Origin of the sequence: Campylobacter concisus, from assembly GCF_015230015.1 — a bacterium.
Taxonomy (GTDB): domain Bacteria; phylum Campylobacterota; class Campylobacteria; order Campylobacterales; family Campylobacteraceae; genus Campylobacter_A; species Campylobacter_A concisus_AF.
This window is the reverse complement of record NZ_JAAKZC010000007.1, coordinates 14,123-31,118: the sequence shown is the minus strand read 5'-3', so window position 1 is coordinate 31,118 and position 16,996 is coordinate 14,123. Positions and strand designations below refer to the sequence as shown.

General features: G+C 40.6%; 17 protein-coding genes and 1 pseudogene. 9 read left to right on the top strand and 9 right to left on the bottom strand.

Annotated features, from left to right (window positions below):
• Positions 1-24 precede the first annotated feature (24 nt).
• Genes G6W42_RS05175 through G6W42_RS05165 form a run of 3 tightly spaced genes read right to left on the bottom strand, consistent with a single transcriptional unit; the run spans position 25 to position 2,905 of the window.
• A complete protein-coding gene (locus G6W42_RS05175) occupies positions 25-1,221 on the bottom strand; it encodes an MFS transporter (protein ID WP_194173205.1) in 1,197 nt (398 codons plus the stop codon).
• 1 nt (position 1,222) lies between these two features.
• Positions 1,223-2,428 carry a copper resistance protein NlpE gene (locus G6W42_RS05170; protein ID WP_194173204.1) on the bottom strand — a complete coding sequence of 402 codons (1,206 nt, stop codon included), beginning with the start codon at positions 2,426-2,428 and terminating at the stop codon, positions 1,223-1,225.
• Positions 2,429-2,476: 48 nt separating this feature from the next.
• Positions 2,477-2,905 carry a copper resistance protein NlpE gene (locus tag G6W42_RS05165; RefSeq protein ID WP_087582655.1) on the bottom strand — a complete coding sequence of 143 codons (429 nt, stop codon included), beginning with the start codon at positions 2,903-2,905 and terminating at the stop codon, positions 2,477-2,479.
• 80 nt (positions 2,906-2,985) lie between these two features.
• Between G6W42_RS05165 and G6W42_RS05160 the strand changes: the two genes are divergently transcribed.
• Both G6W42_RS05160 and G6W42_RS05155 read left to right on the top strand, forming a co-directional pair.
• Positions 2,986-3,900, top strand: coding sequence for an SPFH domain-containing protein (locus tag G6W42_RS05160; protein WP_021089647.1), 915 nt, complete (start codon positions 2,986-2,988; stop codon positions 3,898-3,900).
• Complete coding sequence (locus tag G6W42_RS05155) at positions 3,897-4,289, top strand: nodulation protein NfeD (RefSeq protein WP_194173203.1); 393 nt, start codon at positions 3,897-3,899, stop codon at positions 4,287-4,289. Before G6W42_RS05160 ends, G6W42_RS05155 begins: the two co-directional genes overlap by 4 nt.
• Positions 4,290-4,309: 20 nt before the next feature.
• Here G6W42_RS05155 and G6W42_RS05150 read toward each other — a convergent pair whose 3' ends face one another.
• Entirely contained in the window at positions 4,310-4,522 is a 213-nt protein-coding gene (locus G6W42_RS05150; RefSeq protein ID WP_194173202.1) for a hypothetical protein, read from the bottom strand.
• Positions 4,523-4,654: 132 nt separating this feature from the next.
• Here G6W42_RS05150 and G6W42_RS05145 point away from each other — a divergent pair, with 132 nt between their 5' ends.
• Genes G6W42_RS05145 through recG form a run of 3 tightly spaced genes read left to right on the top strand, consistent with a single transcriptional unit; the run spans position 4,655 to position 8,735 of the window.
• Entirely contained in the window at positions 4,655-5,701 is a 1,047-nt protein-coding gene (locus tag G6W42_RS05145; protein ID WP_194173201.1) for a dehypoxanthine futalosine cyclase, read from the top strand.
• A complete protein-coding gene (locus G6W42_RS05140) occupies positions 5,702-6,931 on the top strand; it encodes a M16 family metallopeptidase (RefSeq protein WP_194173200.1) in 1,230 nt (409 codons plus the stop codon).
• Complete coding sequence (gene recG / locus G6W42_RS05135) at positions 6,921-8,735, top strand: ATP-dependent DNA helicase RecG (protein WP_194173199.1); 1,815 nt, start codon at positions 6,921-6,923, stop codon at positions 8,733-8,735. Before G6W42_RS05140 ends, recG begins: the two co-directional genes overlap by 11 nt.
• A gap of 3 nt (positions 8,736-8,738) precedes the next feature.
• Here recG and G6W42_RS05130 read toward each other — a convergent pair whose 3' ends face one another.
• Positions 8,739-8,945: a transcriptional regulator gene (locus G6W42_RS05130; protein WP_103558592.1), complete on the bottom strand. Its 207-nt coding sequence runs from the start codon at positions 8,943-8,945 to the stop codon at positions 8,739-8,741.
• 158 nt (positions 8,946-9,103) lie between these two features.
• Here G6W42_RS05130 and G6W42_RS05125 point away from each other — a divergent pair.
• A pseudogene (locus G6W42_RS05125) lies at positions 9,104-9,851 on the top strand (DUF3944 domain-containing protein).
• A gap of 42 nt (positions 9,852-9,893) precedes the next feature.
• Here G6W42_RS05125 and G6W42_RS05120 read toward each other — a convergent pair.
• Genes G6W42_RS05120 through G6W42_RS05110 form a run of 3 tightly spaced genes read right to left on the bottom strand, consistent with a single transcriptional unit; the run spans position 9,894 to position 12,733 of the window.
• Entirely contained in the window at positions 9,894-10,667 is a 774-nt protein-coding gene (locus G6W42_RS05120) for an ABC transporter ATP-binding protein (protein ID WP_002940094.1), read from the bottom strand.
• A complete protein-coding gene (locus tag G6W42_RS05115; RefSeq protein WP_194173198.1) occupies positions 10,667-11,674 on the bottom strand; it encodes a FecCD family ABC transporter permease in 1,008 nt (335 codons plus the stop codon). The genes G6W42_RS05120 and G6W42_RS05115 overlap by 1 nt, the downstream gene beginning before the upstream one ends.
• A gap of 3 nt (positions 11,675-11,677) precedes the next feature.
• On the bottom strand, positions 11,678-12,733 hold the full coding sequence (locus G6W42_RS05110; protein ID WP_194173197.1) for an ABC transporter substrate-binding protein: 1,056 nt from the start codon (positions 12,731-12,733) through the stop codon (positions 11,678-11,680).
• A gap of 219 nt (positions 12,734-12,952) precedes the next feature.
• Between G6W42_RS05110 and G6W42_RS05105 the strand changes: the two genes are divergently transcribed.
• Together G6W42_RS05105 and G6W42_RS05100 are read left to right on the top strand one after the other, a co-directional pair.
• Positions 12,953-15,184, top strand: coding sequence for a nitric-oxide reductase large subunit (locus tag G6W42_RS05105; RefSeq protein WP_194173196.1), 2,232 nt, complete (start codon positions 12,953-12,955; stop codon positions 15,182-15,184).
• Positions 15,185-15,255: 71 nt separating this feature from the next.
• On the top strand, positions 15,256-15,810 hold the full coding sequence (locus tag G6W42_RS05100) for a DUF1523 family protein (protein WP_194173195.1): 555 nt from the start codon (positions 15,256-15,258) through the stop codon (positions 15,808-15,810).
• A 13-nt stretch (positions 15,811-15,823) separates the two neighbouring features.
• Here the strand turns inward: G6W42_RS05100 and ybeY are convergent, their stop codons facing one another.
• Entirely contained in the window at positions 15,824-16,261 is a 438-nt protein-coding gene (gene ybeY, locus G6W42_RS05095; RefSeq protein ID WP_194173194.1) for an rRNA maturation RNase YbeY, read from the bottom strand.
• Between the two features lie 24 nt (positions 16,262-16,285).
• Here ybeY and queC point away from each other — a divergent pair, with 24 nt between their 5' ends.
• Positions 16,286-16,984, top strand: a complete 699-nt coding sequence (gene queC / locus G6W42_RS05090) for a 7-cyano-7-deazaguanine synthase QueC (RefSeq protein ID WP_275944652.1) — start codon at positions 16,286-16,288, stop codon at positions 16,982-16,984.
• Positions 16,985-16,996: the final 12 nt, after the last annotated feature.

Sequence of the window (16,996 nt, the reverse complement as noted above, 5' to 3'; positions counted from 1 at the left end):
CGATCTAATATTGACTTTTAATTTCTACCTTATCTCATACTTTTTTGAAACTACGTGGTAGTAAAAAGCTCCAATGAAAAAGAGGCTTCCCATGAAGGTTGCGATCATCTCTACGCTTAGCCCAAGCTCGTATAAAAAGCCGATCGCAAATGAGATAAGTGCGCTAAATCCAAGAAAAACCATATCATTATACGCGATCACTCGGCCGTAAAATTCCTTCTGGCAGTTTTGCTGAAGCAGCGTGTAGGTGTAGCTCCAAAGGCTTGATGTGCAAAATCCAGCAAAAATGATGCCAATGAGTGAGAGATAAAAATTTTGCAAAGATAGCGCCCAGATGATTATGCCAACTCCTTGACCGATGTAGATGTAGATGAGCGTTTTTTTATTCATAAATTTACTAAGCAAGGCTGGCGCAAACATAAGCGAGATCGACCTTGAGGCGTTTAGTAGGCCGATAACTAGCGAGGTTGAGAGTAAATTTGCGTATCTATAATCAGCTAAAAGCGCGATCAGTGCATCATAAGCTGTGATGCCAACAAAGGCGTGCAAAAATATAAGATGGACTATGAGTCTATTTTCTTTTAGATATTTAAGCCCATTTTTTAGCATTTTTAGAGGTTTTTCTATAAATTCTGGCTTTAGCCCGTCTAGCTTTAGAAGATATAAAAAGCCAAAACTGCAAAGATAAAGAACTCCATCGAGCAAAAAGGCGCTTTTGATGCCAAAAAAATGTATATAAACCCCAGCAAGCCCCATACCAGCGGTGTATGAGACCGCCCAGATGATGGAGTGGATCTCATTTGCAAGCTTTAGGCTCTCTTTGCTCAAAATTTTTGGCAGCACGCTCATCTCTACTTGAAAATACATCCCACCAACGCCATTTCTAACAAAAATGATAAGCAAAAGCAGCCATAAAAAATCAAGTGAGTTTATAAAAAGTAGCATAAAAACGCTTATGGTCTCAACCGCCATCATGATAACAAGCATAGGTTTTGGGCTAAATTTATCCACCAAAATGCCACTAAATGGAGCGATGGCAACGCCCGGGATAAATGCCATCGCTGCACTTAATGTAAGCGCCCACACAGGAGCGTCAAGCGAGATAAGTAGCGTGAAAATGCCCGTGTGCGAGAACCACACACCAAAGTAGCACATGAGCTGAACGGTGCTTAAAAGGCGGAAATTTCTCTCATCCTTTAAAAGCTTAAGATATTCTTTCAAACTACTGGTTCCACATCAGAGTTATCTGCTCTATTTGCGCCTCGTCTGGGATCTGGCTTAAATTTGTTATCTCTTGTGCGAGTGGATTTTTAAGCTTTATAAGCATATCGTGGCTATCTATTTTTAGATAGATATTGTTTGCGTCGCTTTGAAATTTAGAGATGACAAGGGCGTTTTTTATATCTTTGAAATTTGATTTTAGACTGATATTTTCAGGAGTTTTAAACTCATTTGAGTAAATTTCAATGCTTGTAATGATGCCATTTAGCAAGGTGTATTCAAAAATTCTCTCGTTTTTACTTGTGACGATGTAGCTATTTTCTTTTTTGGTATTGTCTCTTTTTATGTTTTTTGCGCCATAAAATTTCATCACATCAGCATTTACTGACTCATTTGTAAGTTTTGCAAAAAAGCCCTTGCCAAAGAGGCTAGATCTGCCTTTTTCTCTTTTGTAGTGTCCGCTTATGTGAGTGTTTTTGCAAATTTTATCGTTTGCGATTACGAAGATGTCATTAGCGGTTTTATGCACGCTTAAAGCCACGCCTTTTTCATCCAAAAGGTAAAAAATGCCCTTATCGTAAAGCAGCTCTGAGTTAAATTTACAAAGTGGCGAGCCATCTTTTAGCGATGAGTAAAAGCTTATCTTTGCGCCGTTTTTGCTAGGCACAAGCACAAGCTCTAAAAAGCCATTTTTGTCTTTAAATTTAGAAAATCTAGCAAAAAAACTATCTTTATAAGCCTTATTTACTGGCTCGTAGTTATAAATTTGAGCTAGCACGCCAACTCGCTTATTTTTCTTATCATCAAGCTGAAGAAGTGAGTTTTTGTTTGGCACAAAGTAGCTTAGTGCGCCACTTTCATCTTTTAGCACGATAGTGCTCTCATCGATATCGAAAGTGCCGCCTTTTTCTACCAAGGTAGCAGCCTTATCCATCGTAAGCATAGTTTTTGTGTAGGTTTTGTCTTTATTTAGAGTTAAGATAGTCTTCACGCCCTCGCAGTTTGAGCATGGCAAGGTGGTGTAGTAGCTCGTGTAGATAGAGTTTGAAAGTATTAGTTTTTCTGGTTTTTTTGGTTTTTCGTCTCTAAGAAGTGGTTTTTCTTCTTTTGATTTTTGTGTTTGCTCTTGGTTTTGTGGCTTTAAATTTTCATTTTTCGCGCAGCCAATGATAAAAAATGAGATAAGTATGGCAAAAAGATATTTCATTTGCAACTCCTTAAAAATTGCAAAATTATATCATTTTGCCTTTAAAATTTATTTTACGCGTTTGAAGATGTATTTGTCTTTTAGCTCGCCAGTGACCTCTTTTTGATCCATGTCAAGCATCTTTAGGCTCTCTCCCTCGATCTTATAAAAGCTCTTCTCTTTATACTCATCAACGGTTGTGATAACGCCGTTTTTGACTGAGTATTTGCCCTTGCTAACGGCTTTGTAGTTGTCTTTTGACTTGTAGTTCATCACACTTTCAAATGTGCCGTCTTTTTTAAGCGTAAGAGTTGAGTCTATGCCCATGCAACTAGCGCAAGGTAAAAATGCCTTGTAAGTGCCCTCTATGCTGCTTACTGGAGCCATGCAGCTACCTTTTACTTCACATTTGCCTTGTGGGACGCTTGCGCTTTGGTTTGACGTAGCGCAACCTGCTAAAAGTAGAGCCGCACTTAGTGCAAAGATAAAATTTTTCATGCTGATCCTTTTTGAAAATAAAATTTAAAATGTATTATAATACTTAAGAAAATAACAAATTATAAATTAAAGGAGAGAAGATGCAAGTTGAGACATTTGGCGTTTTAGTCGTTGTTTTGGTTATTTTTGCATTTTTGTTTTTAAAAGCTGGTATCAAGATCGTTTCGCAAGCAGATAACTTGCTGATCGAGCGTCTTGGTAAATTTCACAAGGTGCTTGACGGGGGATTCCATATCATCATCCCATTTGTCGATCAGATAAGGGCGATCATAACTATAAAAGAGCAACTCGTTGATATCACAAAACAGCAAGTCATCACAAAAGATAATGTTAATATTAGCGTCGATGGCATCGTCTTTTTAAAGGTATTTGATGCAAAAATGGCGGTTTATAATGTTGATAACTACAAGCGCGCTATTGCAAATTTAGCCATGACAACGCTTCGTGGTGAGATAGGAGCGATGAACCTTGATGATACACTAAGCTCACGTGACCGTCTAAATGCTGCACTTCAAGTAGCTCTTGGTGATGCTGCTGGCAACTGGGGCGTAAAGATCATGCGTGTGGAAATTTCTGAAATTTCTGTCCCGCTTGGCATCGAAGAGGCGATGAATATGCAGATGAAGGCTGAGCGTGAAAAGCGCGCGATCGAGCTAAAAGCCTTGGCTGAAAAAGAGGCGCTAATACGCAACGCAGAGGCGCTAAAGCAAGAAAAAGTGCTTCAAGCAGAGGCGATAGAGCGTATGGCTGATGCGAAAAAATACGAGCAAATCGCCATCGCAACAGCTCAAAAAGAGGCTATGGATATGATAAATGACAGCATGAGTAAAAACGCAAATGCGGCTGAATTTTTGCTTGCTCGTGACAGGGTCGGGGCATTTAGCGAGCTAGCTAAAAACAGCTCAAAAGATAAAATTTTAGTCCCTTACGAGGCGGCTGAGCTAATTGGCTCGCTTAGTGTTTTAAAGAATTTCTTAGCTAAGGATAAGGCGTGATAAGTCCTTTTATAATGATAGCCATAGGCGCGCTCTTATGCGCGGCTGAGCTTATGCTATTTTCATTTTATCTGCTATTTTTTGGCCTAGCTTTTATCATCGTCGGAGCGGTAAATTTTGGCTTTAGTTTTGAGTGGAGCTTTCAAATTTTAGCCGTATTAGTGCTTGCCTTTATCTTGCTTGCGCTCTTAAAGGCGCCATTAAAGAGTAAATTTATGGCTAAAAAAGAGAGCTTTAACGAAGAGTTTTTAGATGAGCCAGGCGTTGGCGAGATCAGAGAAAATATGGTCTATTTTAAAGGCACTCTTTGGAAGTATGATGGAGCGCTAAAAAATGGCGAGAAAGTGCATGTTTTAGGCACTAAAGGCGACAAGGTTATATTAAAATAAAGTGCCATTTGGCACTTTATCTATTTTGCGTGGGCTGGGCAGCCTGCTGGCATTTGCTCATGCATCGCACCTTGCATGCCGTGATGTGGGCAGCTTGGCATATTTTCTTGCATCATTTTTTGATGATGAGCACATCCACAACTTGCATCTTGAGGCTTGACTGGCTTTGGCTCATTTTTAGCACAACCAACTAAAAATAGCCCGCAGATAACGGCAAATATCACCTTTTTCATAACTCGCTCCTTTAAAGAATTTCTCACATTTTAGCCTTTAAAAATTAATTTTTCATAATGCCCGATTTATCATATTTAAAAGCATTTTTGGCTAAACTCTCGCCCAAAAATAAGCAAAATAAAAGGTTAAATTTGAAAAGACTTAGTGTAAATGAAGCCATCGATCTTATAGAAAATGCACCGCTTCACGAGCTTGGCAAGATGGCGCTAGCTAGAAAAAAAGAGCTTCATCCAGAGGGCATCACAACCTTCATAGTAGATCGCAACATCAACTATACAAACGTCTGCTGGGTGGATTGCAAATTTTGCGCATTTTACCGCCATGTAAAAGAAGAGGACGCTTATGTGCTAAGTTTTGAGGAGATCGGCAAGAAGATAGAGGAGCTAATCGCCATTGGCGGCACGCAAATTTTATTTCAAGGTGGCGTTCATCCAAAGCTAAAGATCGAGTGGTACGAGGAGCTTGTGGGCTACATCAGCAAGCACTATCCAAGCATCACGATACATGGTTTTTCAGCCGTTGAGATCGACTACATCGCAAGAGTTTCAAAAATTTCTACAAAAGAGGTCTTAAGACGCCTAAACGAAAAGGGCCTATACTCGATGCCAGGGGCTGGAGCGGAGATTTTAAGCGATAGAGTGCGTGACATCATCGCTCCAAAAAAATGCGACACCGCAGACTGGCTTCGCATACACAAAGAGGCGCATGAGCTTGGCATGAAGACGACTGCGACGATGATGTTTGGCACGGTTGAGAGCACTCGTGAGATCGTGGAGCACTGGGAGCATATCAGAAATTTACAAGATGAAACGGCTGGATTTAGAGCCTTTATACTTTGGAGCTTTCAAGGGCTAAATACAAAGCTCATGCAAGAGTTTCCAGAGATAAAAAAGCAAAGCTCAAACGTATATCTAAGGCTACTTGCGGTTTCAAGGCTTTTTTTGGATAACTTTAAAAACATCCAAAGCAGCTGGGTCACTCAGGGCAGCTACGTTGGTCAGCTAGCGCTTCTTTTTGGCGCAAACGACCTTGGTAGCACGATGATGGAAGAAAACGTCGTAAAGGCCGCGGGAGCGAGCTTTAGGATGAATCAAGACCAGATGATCGAGCTTATAAAAGATGTCGGAGAAATCCCAGCTAAGCGCAACACAAACTATGATATTTTGGAGAAATTTTAGATGAAAATTTTAGATATCAATGTAAAAAATGTAAAAATTCCAGTCGTTTTTGAAAGCTCAAAAGCGATGCCAGTAGTGAGCCTAAAACTAGTTTTCAAAGCAGCTGGCAGCTCACAAAACGGCAAGCTTGCAGGCCTTGCAAGGCTAAGTGCAAATTTACTAAACGAGGGCGATATGAAGTTAGGCTCGGCTAAATTTGCCAAAGAGCTTGAGGTAAGAGCGATTAGCCTAAATGCAAGCTGCGGCTTTGAGACATTTTGCATAGACCTAAACTGCCTAAAAGAGCACTTTGCCTTTGCGTGTGGCAAGCTAAAAGAGCTACTACTCGCTCCAAATTTGACAGATGAGATCCTAAATAGGTGCAAGACCGTCACACTTGGCGAGATCGCAGCAAATGAAAACGACTTTGACTACGTGGCAAGGCAGGGACTTTTTGAGATTTTATACCCAAAAAGCGTGCTTGCACAGCCAAGTATCGGCACGAAAAAGAGCATAAAAGCGATCACGCTTGAAGATGTGAGGAAATTTTTAAATGAGCATTTAGACCTTTCAAATTTGCTTTGCGTGCTTGGTGGCGACATCGACGAGAAGCAGACAAAAGAGCTAGCTAGCGTTTTAGAAATTTTAAAACCTGGCAAGGTGCGAAAGCTAGAGCGCTTTAGTCCAAGTAACAAGTGCGAAAGCAGCGAGATCATCAGGCAAAGCGAGCAGGCATACATCTACTTGGGTGCACCATTTAACGTAAAACCTGAAGAAAAATACAAGGCCGCAGTGGCGACATTTATCTTGGGCGAAGGTGGCTTTGGCTCGAGGCTCATGGAGGAGATACGCGTGAAAAGAGGGCTTGCATACAGCGCCTACGCTAGAAATTTGCTAAATCTCTCTTACAGCCAACTTTACGGCTACATGCAGACAAAAAATGAGAAAAAAGATGAGGCGATCGCTGTTATAAAAGAGGAAATTTTAAAATTTAGCAAAAAAGGCGTTAGCAAGACTGAGATTGAGCAGGCGAAGAAATTTTTACTTGGCTCGTTGCCGCTTAGGCTTGAGACGCTATTTAAGCGCCTTGATATCGCGCAGGGCGAGTTTTATGAGCATGGCGAGCTTGGGGCATTTTTAAAGGACCTTGATAAAATTTCAGCCCTTTCGCTAAGTGAGCTAAATAGCTTCATAAAAGCCCACGCAGAGATCAATCAGCTAAGTTTTTGCGTCCTAAAAAATGAAATTTGAAGCAAGCGACAGAGCAAAACTTCTAAAAATAGGCGTGCTTAGCCTGCTTGACCTTGCTCTCGTGCTACCAAAGGGCTTTGAGGATACGACGATCGCTAAGAGCCCAAGAGAGGGGCAGGTCTGCATAAATGTAAAGATCACCTCACTCGCCTCGCGCCCTGGCATGCTAACAGCGCTTGCCTTTTGCGAGCAGTGGCAAAGTAGCGTAAAGATCGTCATTTTTAACGCAAAGTCTTGGCACTACGGCGCTTTTAAGACGGGCAAAGAGATGGCTATATATGGGCTTTGCTCATACGCCTTTGGCTCGTGGCAGATAGTAAATCCAAAAATCACCACAAAAATAGGTCAGATCGTGCCTAAATTTAAGACCGAGCTAAAAGACGAAGAGCTAAAAAAACTCATCTTAAAATATCTAAATTTACAAAATTTACTAGATGAGGGTTTAAACGAAAAAGAGGCTAAATTTCTAGCCGATCTGCAAAGGCTAGATGAGCAAAGCGTGCAAATTTTATATCGCCTAAAAAATGATGGTGAGGGCTTAGAAATCTTAAAATTTGTAGAAATTTTTAACTACATAAAAAAGCTAAGTGCAAAAAAGACCTACTTTAAAAGCCCAAAAATCAAGCTTTTTGACATAAACTCTTGGCTTAAGAGCTTGCCATTTACGCCGACAAACGATCAGCTAAACGCGATAAATGATATCAGAGATGACCTTAGCGCCGTGCAGGCAAAAAGGCGCGTCATAATGGGTGATGTGGGAAGCGGCAAGACACTTGTGATCCTAGCAGCTGCTCTTAGCGTCTATCCGCAAAGTGCCATTTTGATGGCGCCAACAAGCATCTTAAGCGAGCAAATTTATAATGAAGCAAAGAGGCTGCTGCCCGCTTTTATGAACGTGATGCTGGTGCGAAGCGGGGAGAAAAAGATAGACTTTAGCGGGGCAAATTTAATCGTTGGCACGCATGCGCTACTCTTTCACGAGCTGCCAAACTCGCCGCTTGTCATGGTCGATGAGCAGCACCGCTTTGGCTCAAACCAGCGTAAAAAGATAGAGGAGCTTGCCTCAAACGAGGACGAGCGAGCAAATTTCGTGCAGTTTTCAGCTACGCCTATACCAAGAACGCTAAGTTTAATCCAGTCTGAGATCGTAAATTTTAGCTTTTTAAAGCAGATGCCGTTTAAGAAAAATATAATGAGCCAAATTTTAGGCGCTAGCGAGTTTGGCTTTTTGCTAACTCACATCAAAAAGCAGCTTGCAGGCGGCTTTCAAGTGGCTATCATCTATCCGCTAGTTGAGAGCAGCGAGAGCTCAAACTACCAAAGTCTAAGCGAGGCGCAGGGCTTTTGGCTAAAGAATTTCAAAAATGTCTTTGTCACGCACGGCAAGGACAAAGAGAAAGAGGAAATTTTAAGGCGATTTAGAGAAGAGGGCGAAATTTTGCTCTCGACGACGGTTGTTGAGGTGGGTATCTCGCTGCCAAGGCTAAATACGATAGTGATCGTGGGCGCTGAGCGGCTAGGACTTGCCACGCTTCATCAGCTGCGAGGCAGAGTGGGGCGAAATGGCGGCGATGGATACTGCTTTTTATTTACCAAGCTAAAAGAGGCGCCAGCTAGGCTAAAGGAATTTTGCGCGACAAATGACGGCTTTAAGGTGGCCGAGCTTGATCTGAAAAACCGCCAAAGCGGCGATATACTAAATGGCTTTTTTCAGCACGGAGCGACCTTTAACTTCTACGACTACGAGGATGATATCACGCAGGCTGCAAAGGCTAGAGTGGCGGAATTTAAAAATAACGTTTAGTGGCTATTTTAGTCTAAAATTTTGATTTTCTTCTGCTAACTCTTTTAACTCATTTAAATTTTTCTCACTTTGCTTTAAAAGTTCATCAAATTTAAAACCAAGCATGATCAGACGATAAAGCTCTGGCTTATTTTTTCTCCAATTATAAAGAGTTTTTGTATCAATTTTTAAAATTCCTGCAATATCTCTTTTTGATAGATTATTTCCCATTTTTTGCCTTTTTATGGTAATTCTTTTTAAAATGTACTTACTTATCAACTAAGTAATTATTACTTATATTAACTATTATTTAAGAAATAATTGCCTAAATTTAAATTTTATTAAGGTTTATTTATATAGTATTTTGAATTATCTTTAAAGGAGTAAAAATGGCTTACAAATTTGATTTAGATTTGGAGTTTTTAAGACAGCTTGATAGCAACGAACTAAATGATCTCGTTGATATTATAAAAGGCAAGGAGGGTGATGAAAGGATTACGCAAGATCTTACAAGCAATGACTTGTATAAAAGATTTTATCCAAATCATAAAGAGTACATAGAACTTATTATGGGTGAGCTTCAATGCTTTGGTGGCAACAGCTTTGCAAATGTATTTAGAGGCGGTGGCGTACGGCGTACAATACAAAGAAATTTTATGTGATGTTTGTGATAAGCTTAAAGTTAATTACTCTAAGGCTCAAAACACACAAACGATAGAGCAAAATATGTTTATGAAAATTCTATCTGATAGCTTGGAAAAAATGAGTGAAGAGGAATTAAAACAAGTAGCAAATGAATTTGGTTTAAATACTACCGATTTTAAACCGCAGGCGATAACGGCTGCTATGCAAGCAAGTATTTTGGTAAGTGGTTTTGCTATGTATAAAATTGCCCTTATTGTTGCAAATACTATTATCAAAATTTTATTTGGTAGAGGACTTGGTCTTGCAGCAAATGCTGCTCTAACTAGAACCATTGGTATATTTGCAGGCCCAATAGGCTGGGTTGTAACAGGTCTTTGGACGTTAGCTGACGTAGCAGGTCCTGCTTATAGGGTTACTATACCAGCGGTAATTCAAGTGGCTTTCTTGAGGCAATACTTGATAAATAAACAAAATAATTCAGAAAATAACTAATCCAAAAGCTCTCAAAAGAATTTCTCTTTTGAGAGCTTAAATTTATAGTGGATAAGTGAGGCAGCAGTTTCTTTTTACTTCGTCGATGTAGCTTACGTTTAAATTTAGTCCGTAAAGCTGGCTTAAATTCTCACTTCTGATGATCTCATCAACCGTACCAAATCCAACCTCGCCATCACCCTTTACAAGAGCGACATATCCGCCAAGAAGCACGGCAAAGTCAGGGTTGTGAGTGGTTAGCACGACCGAGTAGCCAAGCTCTTTTAGCCACTTAACTGTGCGTAGGAATTTATACTGGTTGCCAAAATCAAGCGCGCTCGTTGGTTCGTCAAATATGATCATCTTTGGCTGCGCAGCCATCGCACGAGCGATCATACACATCTGCTTTTGACCGCCACTCATCTGCGTGATAAAGCGATCCTCTAAGTACTCGATCTCAAGCTTTTTGGTGTAAATTCTAGCGATCTCCTCATCCTCTTGGCTAGGTCTTGCAAAGATGCCAAGGTGCGCCGCACGTCCCATCGTGATGAACTCAAGCCCTGTGTAGTCGTATTCGGTAACTTCGCTTTGAGCGACGTACGCCATGATCTTAGCACGCTCTTTGTTGCTTAGGCTATCTACGTTTTTGCCATCAAGAAAGATCTCTCCTGAAACTGGCTTTAGCGAGCCGCTTATTAAGCCTAGAGTTGTTGATTTGCCAGCTCCGTTTCGACCAAGTATGGTTAAAATTTCCCCAGCACCTATCTTTAAATTTACATTTTCTAGTTTGCCAGCCCCATTTGGGTAGCTAAAGTTTAAATTTCTAACTTCAAGCATCACGCAACCTTTTTATTTCGCCATAAAACCCAGACGAAAAATACCGTGCCGATAAAGCCAGTAAGTACGCCAAGAGGCACTTCGCTCACACTTATGCTGCGCGCTAGAGTATCTACAAAAAGCAAAAATATAGCACCCATAAATATACTTGCAGGCATGCTTTTTATGTTATTTGCGCCAACTAGCATGCGCGCTAAGTGAGGCATGAGAAGTCCCACCCAAGCGACTATACCGCTTATGCAGACGCTGCACGCTGTAAGAAGCGTAGCGCAGATGATGATGACAGCGCGCTCAAAAGCCACATTTACACCTAGTCTTGCCGCACTCTCGTCGCCAAGAGAGAGCAAATTTATACGCCAGCTCATGGCTATTAGCAAAATGGCGCAGATGATCATCACTGGGGCGATGTATATTAAGTTATCGCTATCAAGCTTAGCAAGGCTACCAAGCTGCCAATAAACAATGTCAGGTAGCTTTGTCTCAGGGTCTGCGACATATTTTAAAAAGCCGATTATTGAACCCATGAGGCCACTTACGATGATACCAGAAAGAACTAGCATAAGCGTGCTCGTGCGTCCCATCATCTTAGGTATGGCTAGAGTGATAGCAACGGCTGCTAGCCCAAAGCCAAATGCAAAAGCCTGTATCCAAAATAGCGATAGATCAAAGATGATCGCAGTGGCAGCTCCCACGCAAGCGCCAGCCGAGACGCCTAGAAGATCAGGGCTTACTAGCTGGTTTTTAAAGACGCCTTGATAGGCTGCACCACTCACGCTAAGAGCAGCTCCAACAAGGATGGCTGCGATGATACGCGGTATGCGTAAATTTTCTATCACGTTTGTGATGTTGCTAGCTGCGCCATCTCCAAAACCAAAGCTGTGAGCTAGCACGCTAAAGACGTCGTTAAAAGGTATGTAAAATCTGCCAACGCCAAGTGCGACAAAGGCGCAAACAAGCGTTAGTAGGGCTAAAAATATAGCAACTAATGAAAAATTTGCGTTTTTCATATCTTACTTGCTGCTCCCGTCAGGGTTTAGGCCTTTTAAGATATAGCCATACTCTTTGTCACTAAGATCGTGATTTAAAAACTCTTTATAAAACTCTTTTGTTTTTACTTTCATATCAACATCTTTAAATAGATCTGGTTGGATAGTTTTTGCTGCCCATAAAATTTGAAGTACGTTTTCAGCGCCATATCTATCCCAACTAAATACACCTTTTGGGTTGCCGTAAATTTTGCCGTTTTTAACAGCGTTTGAGCCAGAGAATGCAGGGTGCTCTTTTATCTTTTTGATCTGTGCGTCTGTGTCATTGCCACCAACGATGATGATATCAGGGTTTGCATTGATGATCTCTTCTGCGCTAACTTCGATCATTGAACCCTCAGTATTGATAGCATTTACACCGCCACCTAGCTTGATCCAAGTGTTTTGGATGGTGTTTGTACCATCAACTTTTAACAAATTTGCACCACCAAGAAGGTGAAGTACTTTTGGACGTTTAGCATCAGGGATACTTTTTGTTCTTGCTGTTACAAACTCAGAGTTATCGTGGATTTTATTAGCAAGTTTTTCAGCTTTTTTTCTAGCGTCATCAGTGCCTATAACTTCAGCTGTTGCGTAGATGCTTTTCTCCATATCTGGATAGTCTCTAAAGATCAAATTTACCGCGCTAAAGCCGTTTTTGATAAGTTCATCTTGGTAGTTTTTGTTAAAAACTATGACAACATCAGGAGCAATCTTAACTAGCTCTTCGATCTGAAGGTCTTTGCCGTTTAGTGCAGCTGGTAAATTTTTAAGTTTTGGATAGACGTGCTCAAACCACTTGTTGTTTTTGATCAGATCAGTTGTGGCTACAACCTTATCCATACCGCCAAGTGCTAGGATGATCTCGTTGTTTGCATTCCACAGTGCTGCGATCTTCTCAACCTTCTCAGGCACGCTTACTTTGACGCCTTTCATATCTGTGATGCTTCTAGCAGACTCAGCTGCGCTTAGGCTAAGAGCTGTAAAAAGTGAAGCAACAAGGCCTATTTTAGCCACTTTGTACATGAAATTCATTTGCATATTTTTTCCTTTTTCGGTGTGAAATAATTTACCGAGTATATTACTAGTTGTTACTTTAATATTATGTAAATTTTGCATATACATTGTGAAAAAATTGCATATTATTGTAAATTTCTATAAAACTAATAGGATGAATATTCTCCTTTTATTGATATATGTCATTAGTCACTATTTTGAAATAAGATAAACTTTCTCCTAAATTTTAAAAAAGGAGAATCAATGCGTGAATACAAAAGATACTGGCTCGCACTTGTTGCTGTGCTGGTAGTTTGCTTTAGTATTTTAGGCTACTACGGCGTTGAGGTTTATAGAAGCTCGCCTCCAGTTGTAAATTTTACAGATGAAAATGGCAATGTCGTGATCGACAAAGAGAGCATCTATAAAGGTCAAGAGGCTTGGCAAAGCATAGGTGGCATGCAAGTTGGCTCTGTTTGGGGTCATGGCGCATATCAAGCGCCTGATTGGAGTGCGGACTGGCTTCACAAAGAGCTAGTTGCATTTTTGCAGATAAAGGCAGATGAAATTTATCACTCAAAATACGCTGATCTAAACGATGAACAAAAGGCAAATTTAAAAGTTTTGCTTAAAAAAGAGTACCGAGAAAATGGCGTAAAAAATGATAGTTTTGTGCTAAGTGCTGACAGACTAAAAGCGATCAAACAAGTAGCTAGCGAATATGCTTCACTTTTTGGCAATGACCCTAAATTTAAGCCTTTAAGAGAAGCTTATGCGATGAAAGAAAATACTCTTCCAAATGCTTCTGATAGAGATGATCTTAATAACTTTTTCTTTTGGTCGGCTTGGGCAACTGCTACAAACAGACCTGGCAGCGATGCTACATATACAAACAACTGGCCACACGAGCCGTTAATCGATAACGTGCCAACAAATGAGAATATATTTTGGTCAATTGCAAGCGTCGTGATACTTCTTGCTGGTATTGGATTTCTTGTTTGGTTTAGCTCTTTTTATGGCAAAAAAGATGATGAAAAGTTGGAGGCTGTTAGTGAAGATCCACTTAGCAAGCTTAGTCTAACTCCATCTCAAAAAGCTCTTAAAAAGTATCTTTTTGTGACTCTGGCTCTTTTTGCATTTCAAATTTTAATAGGTGGTTTTACAGCACATTATACGGTCGAAGGACAGGAATTTTATGGCATAAATTTGTCAGCTTACATTCCATATTCGCTTGCTAGAACGTGGCATATTCAGGCTAGTATTTTCTGGATTGCGACAGGATTTTTGGCTGCTGGACTTTTTCTAGCTCCTATTATAAATGGCGGTAAAGATCCAAAATTTCAAAAGCTTGGTGTAGATTTGTTATTTTATGCACTACTAATCCTTGTGGTTGGCAGTTTTGCTGGTGAGTATTTGGCGATCGCAAATATCATGCCTATAAATTTAAGCTTTTGGCTAGGGCATCAAGGATATGAGTATATCGAGCTTGGACGTGTTTGGCAGATTATTTTATTTGTCGGTCTTGTCATTTGGATGCTACTTTTACTTCGTGGATTTGTTGGTGGATTTAAAAACAAAGGTGACAAAAATTTACTTGCTATCTTTGCAGCTTCAGCTGTTGCAGTTGGATTATTTTACGGAGCAGGATTATTTTACGGTCAAAGAAGTCCGCTTCCAGTGATGGAGTACTGGCGCTGGTGGGTTGTACACCTTTGGGTTGAGGGCTTTTTTGAAGTCTTTGCTACTGCTTCACTTGCCTTTGTGTTTGTTAGTCTTGGGCTTGTTTCAAAGAGATTTGCTACATTTTCAACGCTTGCTAGCGCGTCACTCTTTATGGTAGGCGGCATCCCAGGAACATTTCACCACTTATATTTTGCAGGTACTACAACACCTATAATGGCAGTTGGTGCTAGTTTTTCGGCACTTGAGGTAGTTCCTCTTGTTTTGCTTGGCGCTGAAGCTTATGAGCATTACAGACTTCAGTTTGCTCAAACTTGGGCTAAGACATTAAAATGGCCACTTTACTGCTTTATCGCAGTTGCTTTTTGGAATATGTTAGGCGCTGGTGTATTTGGATTTTTGATAAATCCTCCGATTTCATTATTTTATATCCAAGGTCTAAATACGACTCCAGTTCACGGACATGCTGCATTATTTGGTGTTTATGGATTTTTGGCTCTTGGATTTGTTTGGTTAGTGGCTACTTATCTATTTAAAGGGCAAGAATTTGATGAAAATCTGATGAAAGTTGGCTTTTGGGGACTAAATGCAGGACTTATGCTAATGATCGTGCTTTCACTACTTCCAATAGGAATTTATCAAGCATTTGCAAGCTTGGAGCAGGGCATGTGGTATGCAAGAAGTGCTGAGCTTTTACAACAGTCACACTTACAAAATTTAAGATGGCTAAGGATGCTTGGCGATACGGTTTTGATAATCGGCGGCATCTGCTTCTTTGCGCAACTTCTAAAATTTATGCTTAATAAAAAGGCTTAAATTTATGGGGGCGCTTTGCCCCTTTATTTAAGCTATCTTTTCATAAAATAACGCAAATTTAAAGGATAGAAATGATGACATTTTTAAAGAGAATTTGCGTTACATTTGTCGTGCTTTTGCACCTGTTTTTAGCCCTTGTGGTTGATTTTTCATTTCCGCACTACGCAAGCGTGCAGATAACTGGCGGTGACGTAAAACGCATGGACAAAGATGGCATAATAGACGCCAAAAACCCAGCCGACGGCCCTGTAAGAGATGTCTATTTTATCTACACAAAAGATGCGAAAAACGCTGAAAAAGTTATGGCTTATAGAAACGAAGATACGGCGTGGGGCTTTCCATTTTATTTTAAATTTAACTCAGCCGACATCCAAGCCAAGGCTCAAGGCTTTGCAAATAGCGATAAAAACGTCACTATCAAATACTACGGATATAGAATTTCTATGCTAAATGAGTTTAGAAACGCCATCTCGATAAAAGATAGCGGCACAAACACCAGCTGGCCTATCGCTAGCTACGTGCTTTACTTTATCTTATTTATCTCGCTCATCATTTGGATAAGAAAGATAAACAAGGCTTTTACGCCAAAAGTTGAAAATTTAGAGACAAAAAAAGAGGCTCTTTAATATAGGGGCTTTATCAGCCCTTTTTGTTTATTAGATCAATGAGCCTAACGTCCTCGCTTCTTACGATTAGGCTCTTTGGCAAGTTAAATTTAGCTATCACCTCGCACTCTTTCTCTCTCATCTGCCCGTCATCTTTTTCGTGGTCAAAGCCCAAGATATGCAGCAAGCCATGTGTGAAAAGTAGCGCAGTTTCAGCATCTTCGCTGTGATTTAGCTCGGCTGCTTTTTCTTTTACCATATCTTTGTTTATGACTACCGAGCCAAGTGGGGCATGGACGATGAGCTCAAGGGGGAAGCTTAAGACATCAGTGGTTTTATCTATGCCACGCTCAGTTCTGTTTAGCTCTCTCATCTCATCTTTGTTGATAAAAACTAACTCAACTTCACCGGGCGTTAGATATGAGCAAATTTGATCTAAAATTTCTGGATAACTCTCTTCGCAAAGTATCATTTTTGGCTTGTCCTTAGTAAATTTTTGTATAATTTTAGCAAATTTAAAGGGCAAAATATGAAAAAAGCAGTTTGTATAATGAGCGGCGGTATGGATAGCACGCTTTGCGCTGTGATGGCAAAAAGGGCTGGATATGATGTAGTCGCACTTCATTTTGACTACGGACAAAGGACGATGAGGCGAGAGAAGCGCGCGTTTGACGAGATATGTGAGCGACTGGGTGTGGTTAAAAAGATAAACCTTGACGTTAGCTTCATCGCTCAAATAGGCGGAAATTCGCTAACGGATAAGAGTCTGCAGATAAGAAAAGATGGCGTTGGTAAGGAGGTGCCAAACACCTATGTGCCGTTTAGAAATGGCGTATTTATCTCAATCGCTGCTGCGCTTGCCGAAAAAGAGGGGGCGCAGGCGATCTATATAGGCGTGGTCGAGGAGGATAGCTCGGGGTACCCTGACTGCAAAGAGAGCTTTATAAAAAGCATAAATAAGGCGATAAATTTAGGCACTTCGGCTGATTTTTCTTGCGAGATTTTTACGCCGCTTGTAAATTTAAGCAAGGCTGATATAGTGGCAAAGTCGCTTGAGCTTGGCTCGCCAGTAGAGCTAACATGGAGCTGCTACGAGAGCGAGGACGAGGCGTGCGGGCTTTGTGATAGCTGCAGGCTAAGGCTAAATGGCTTTAAAAAAGCAAACGCCGTTGATAAAATCCCTTATAAAAAGTGAAATTTGCCTTGA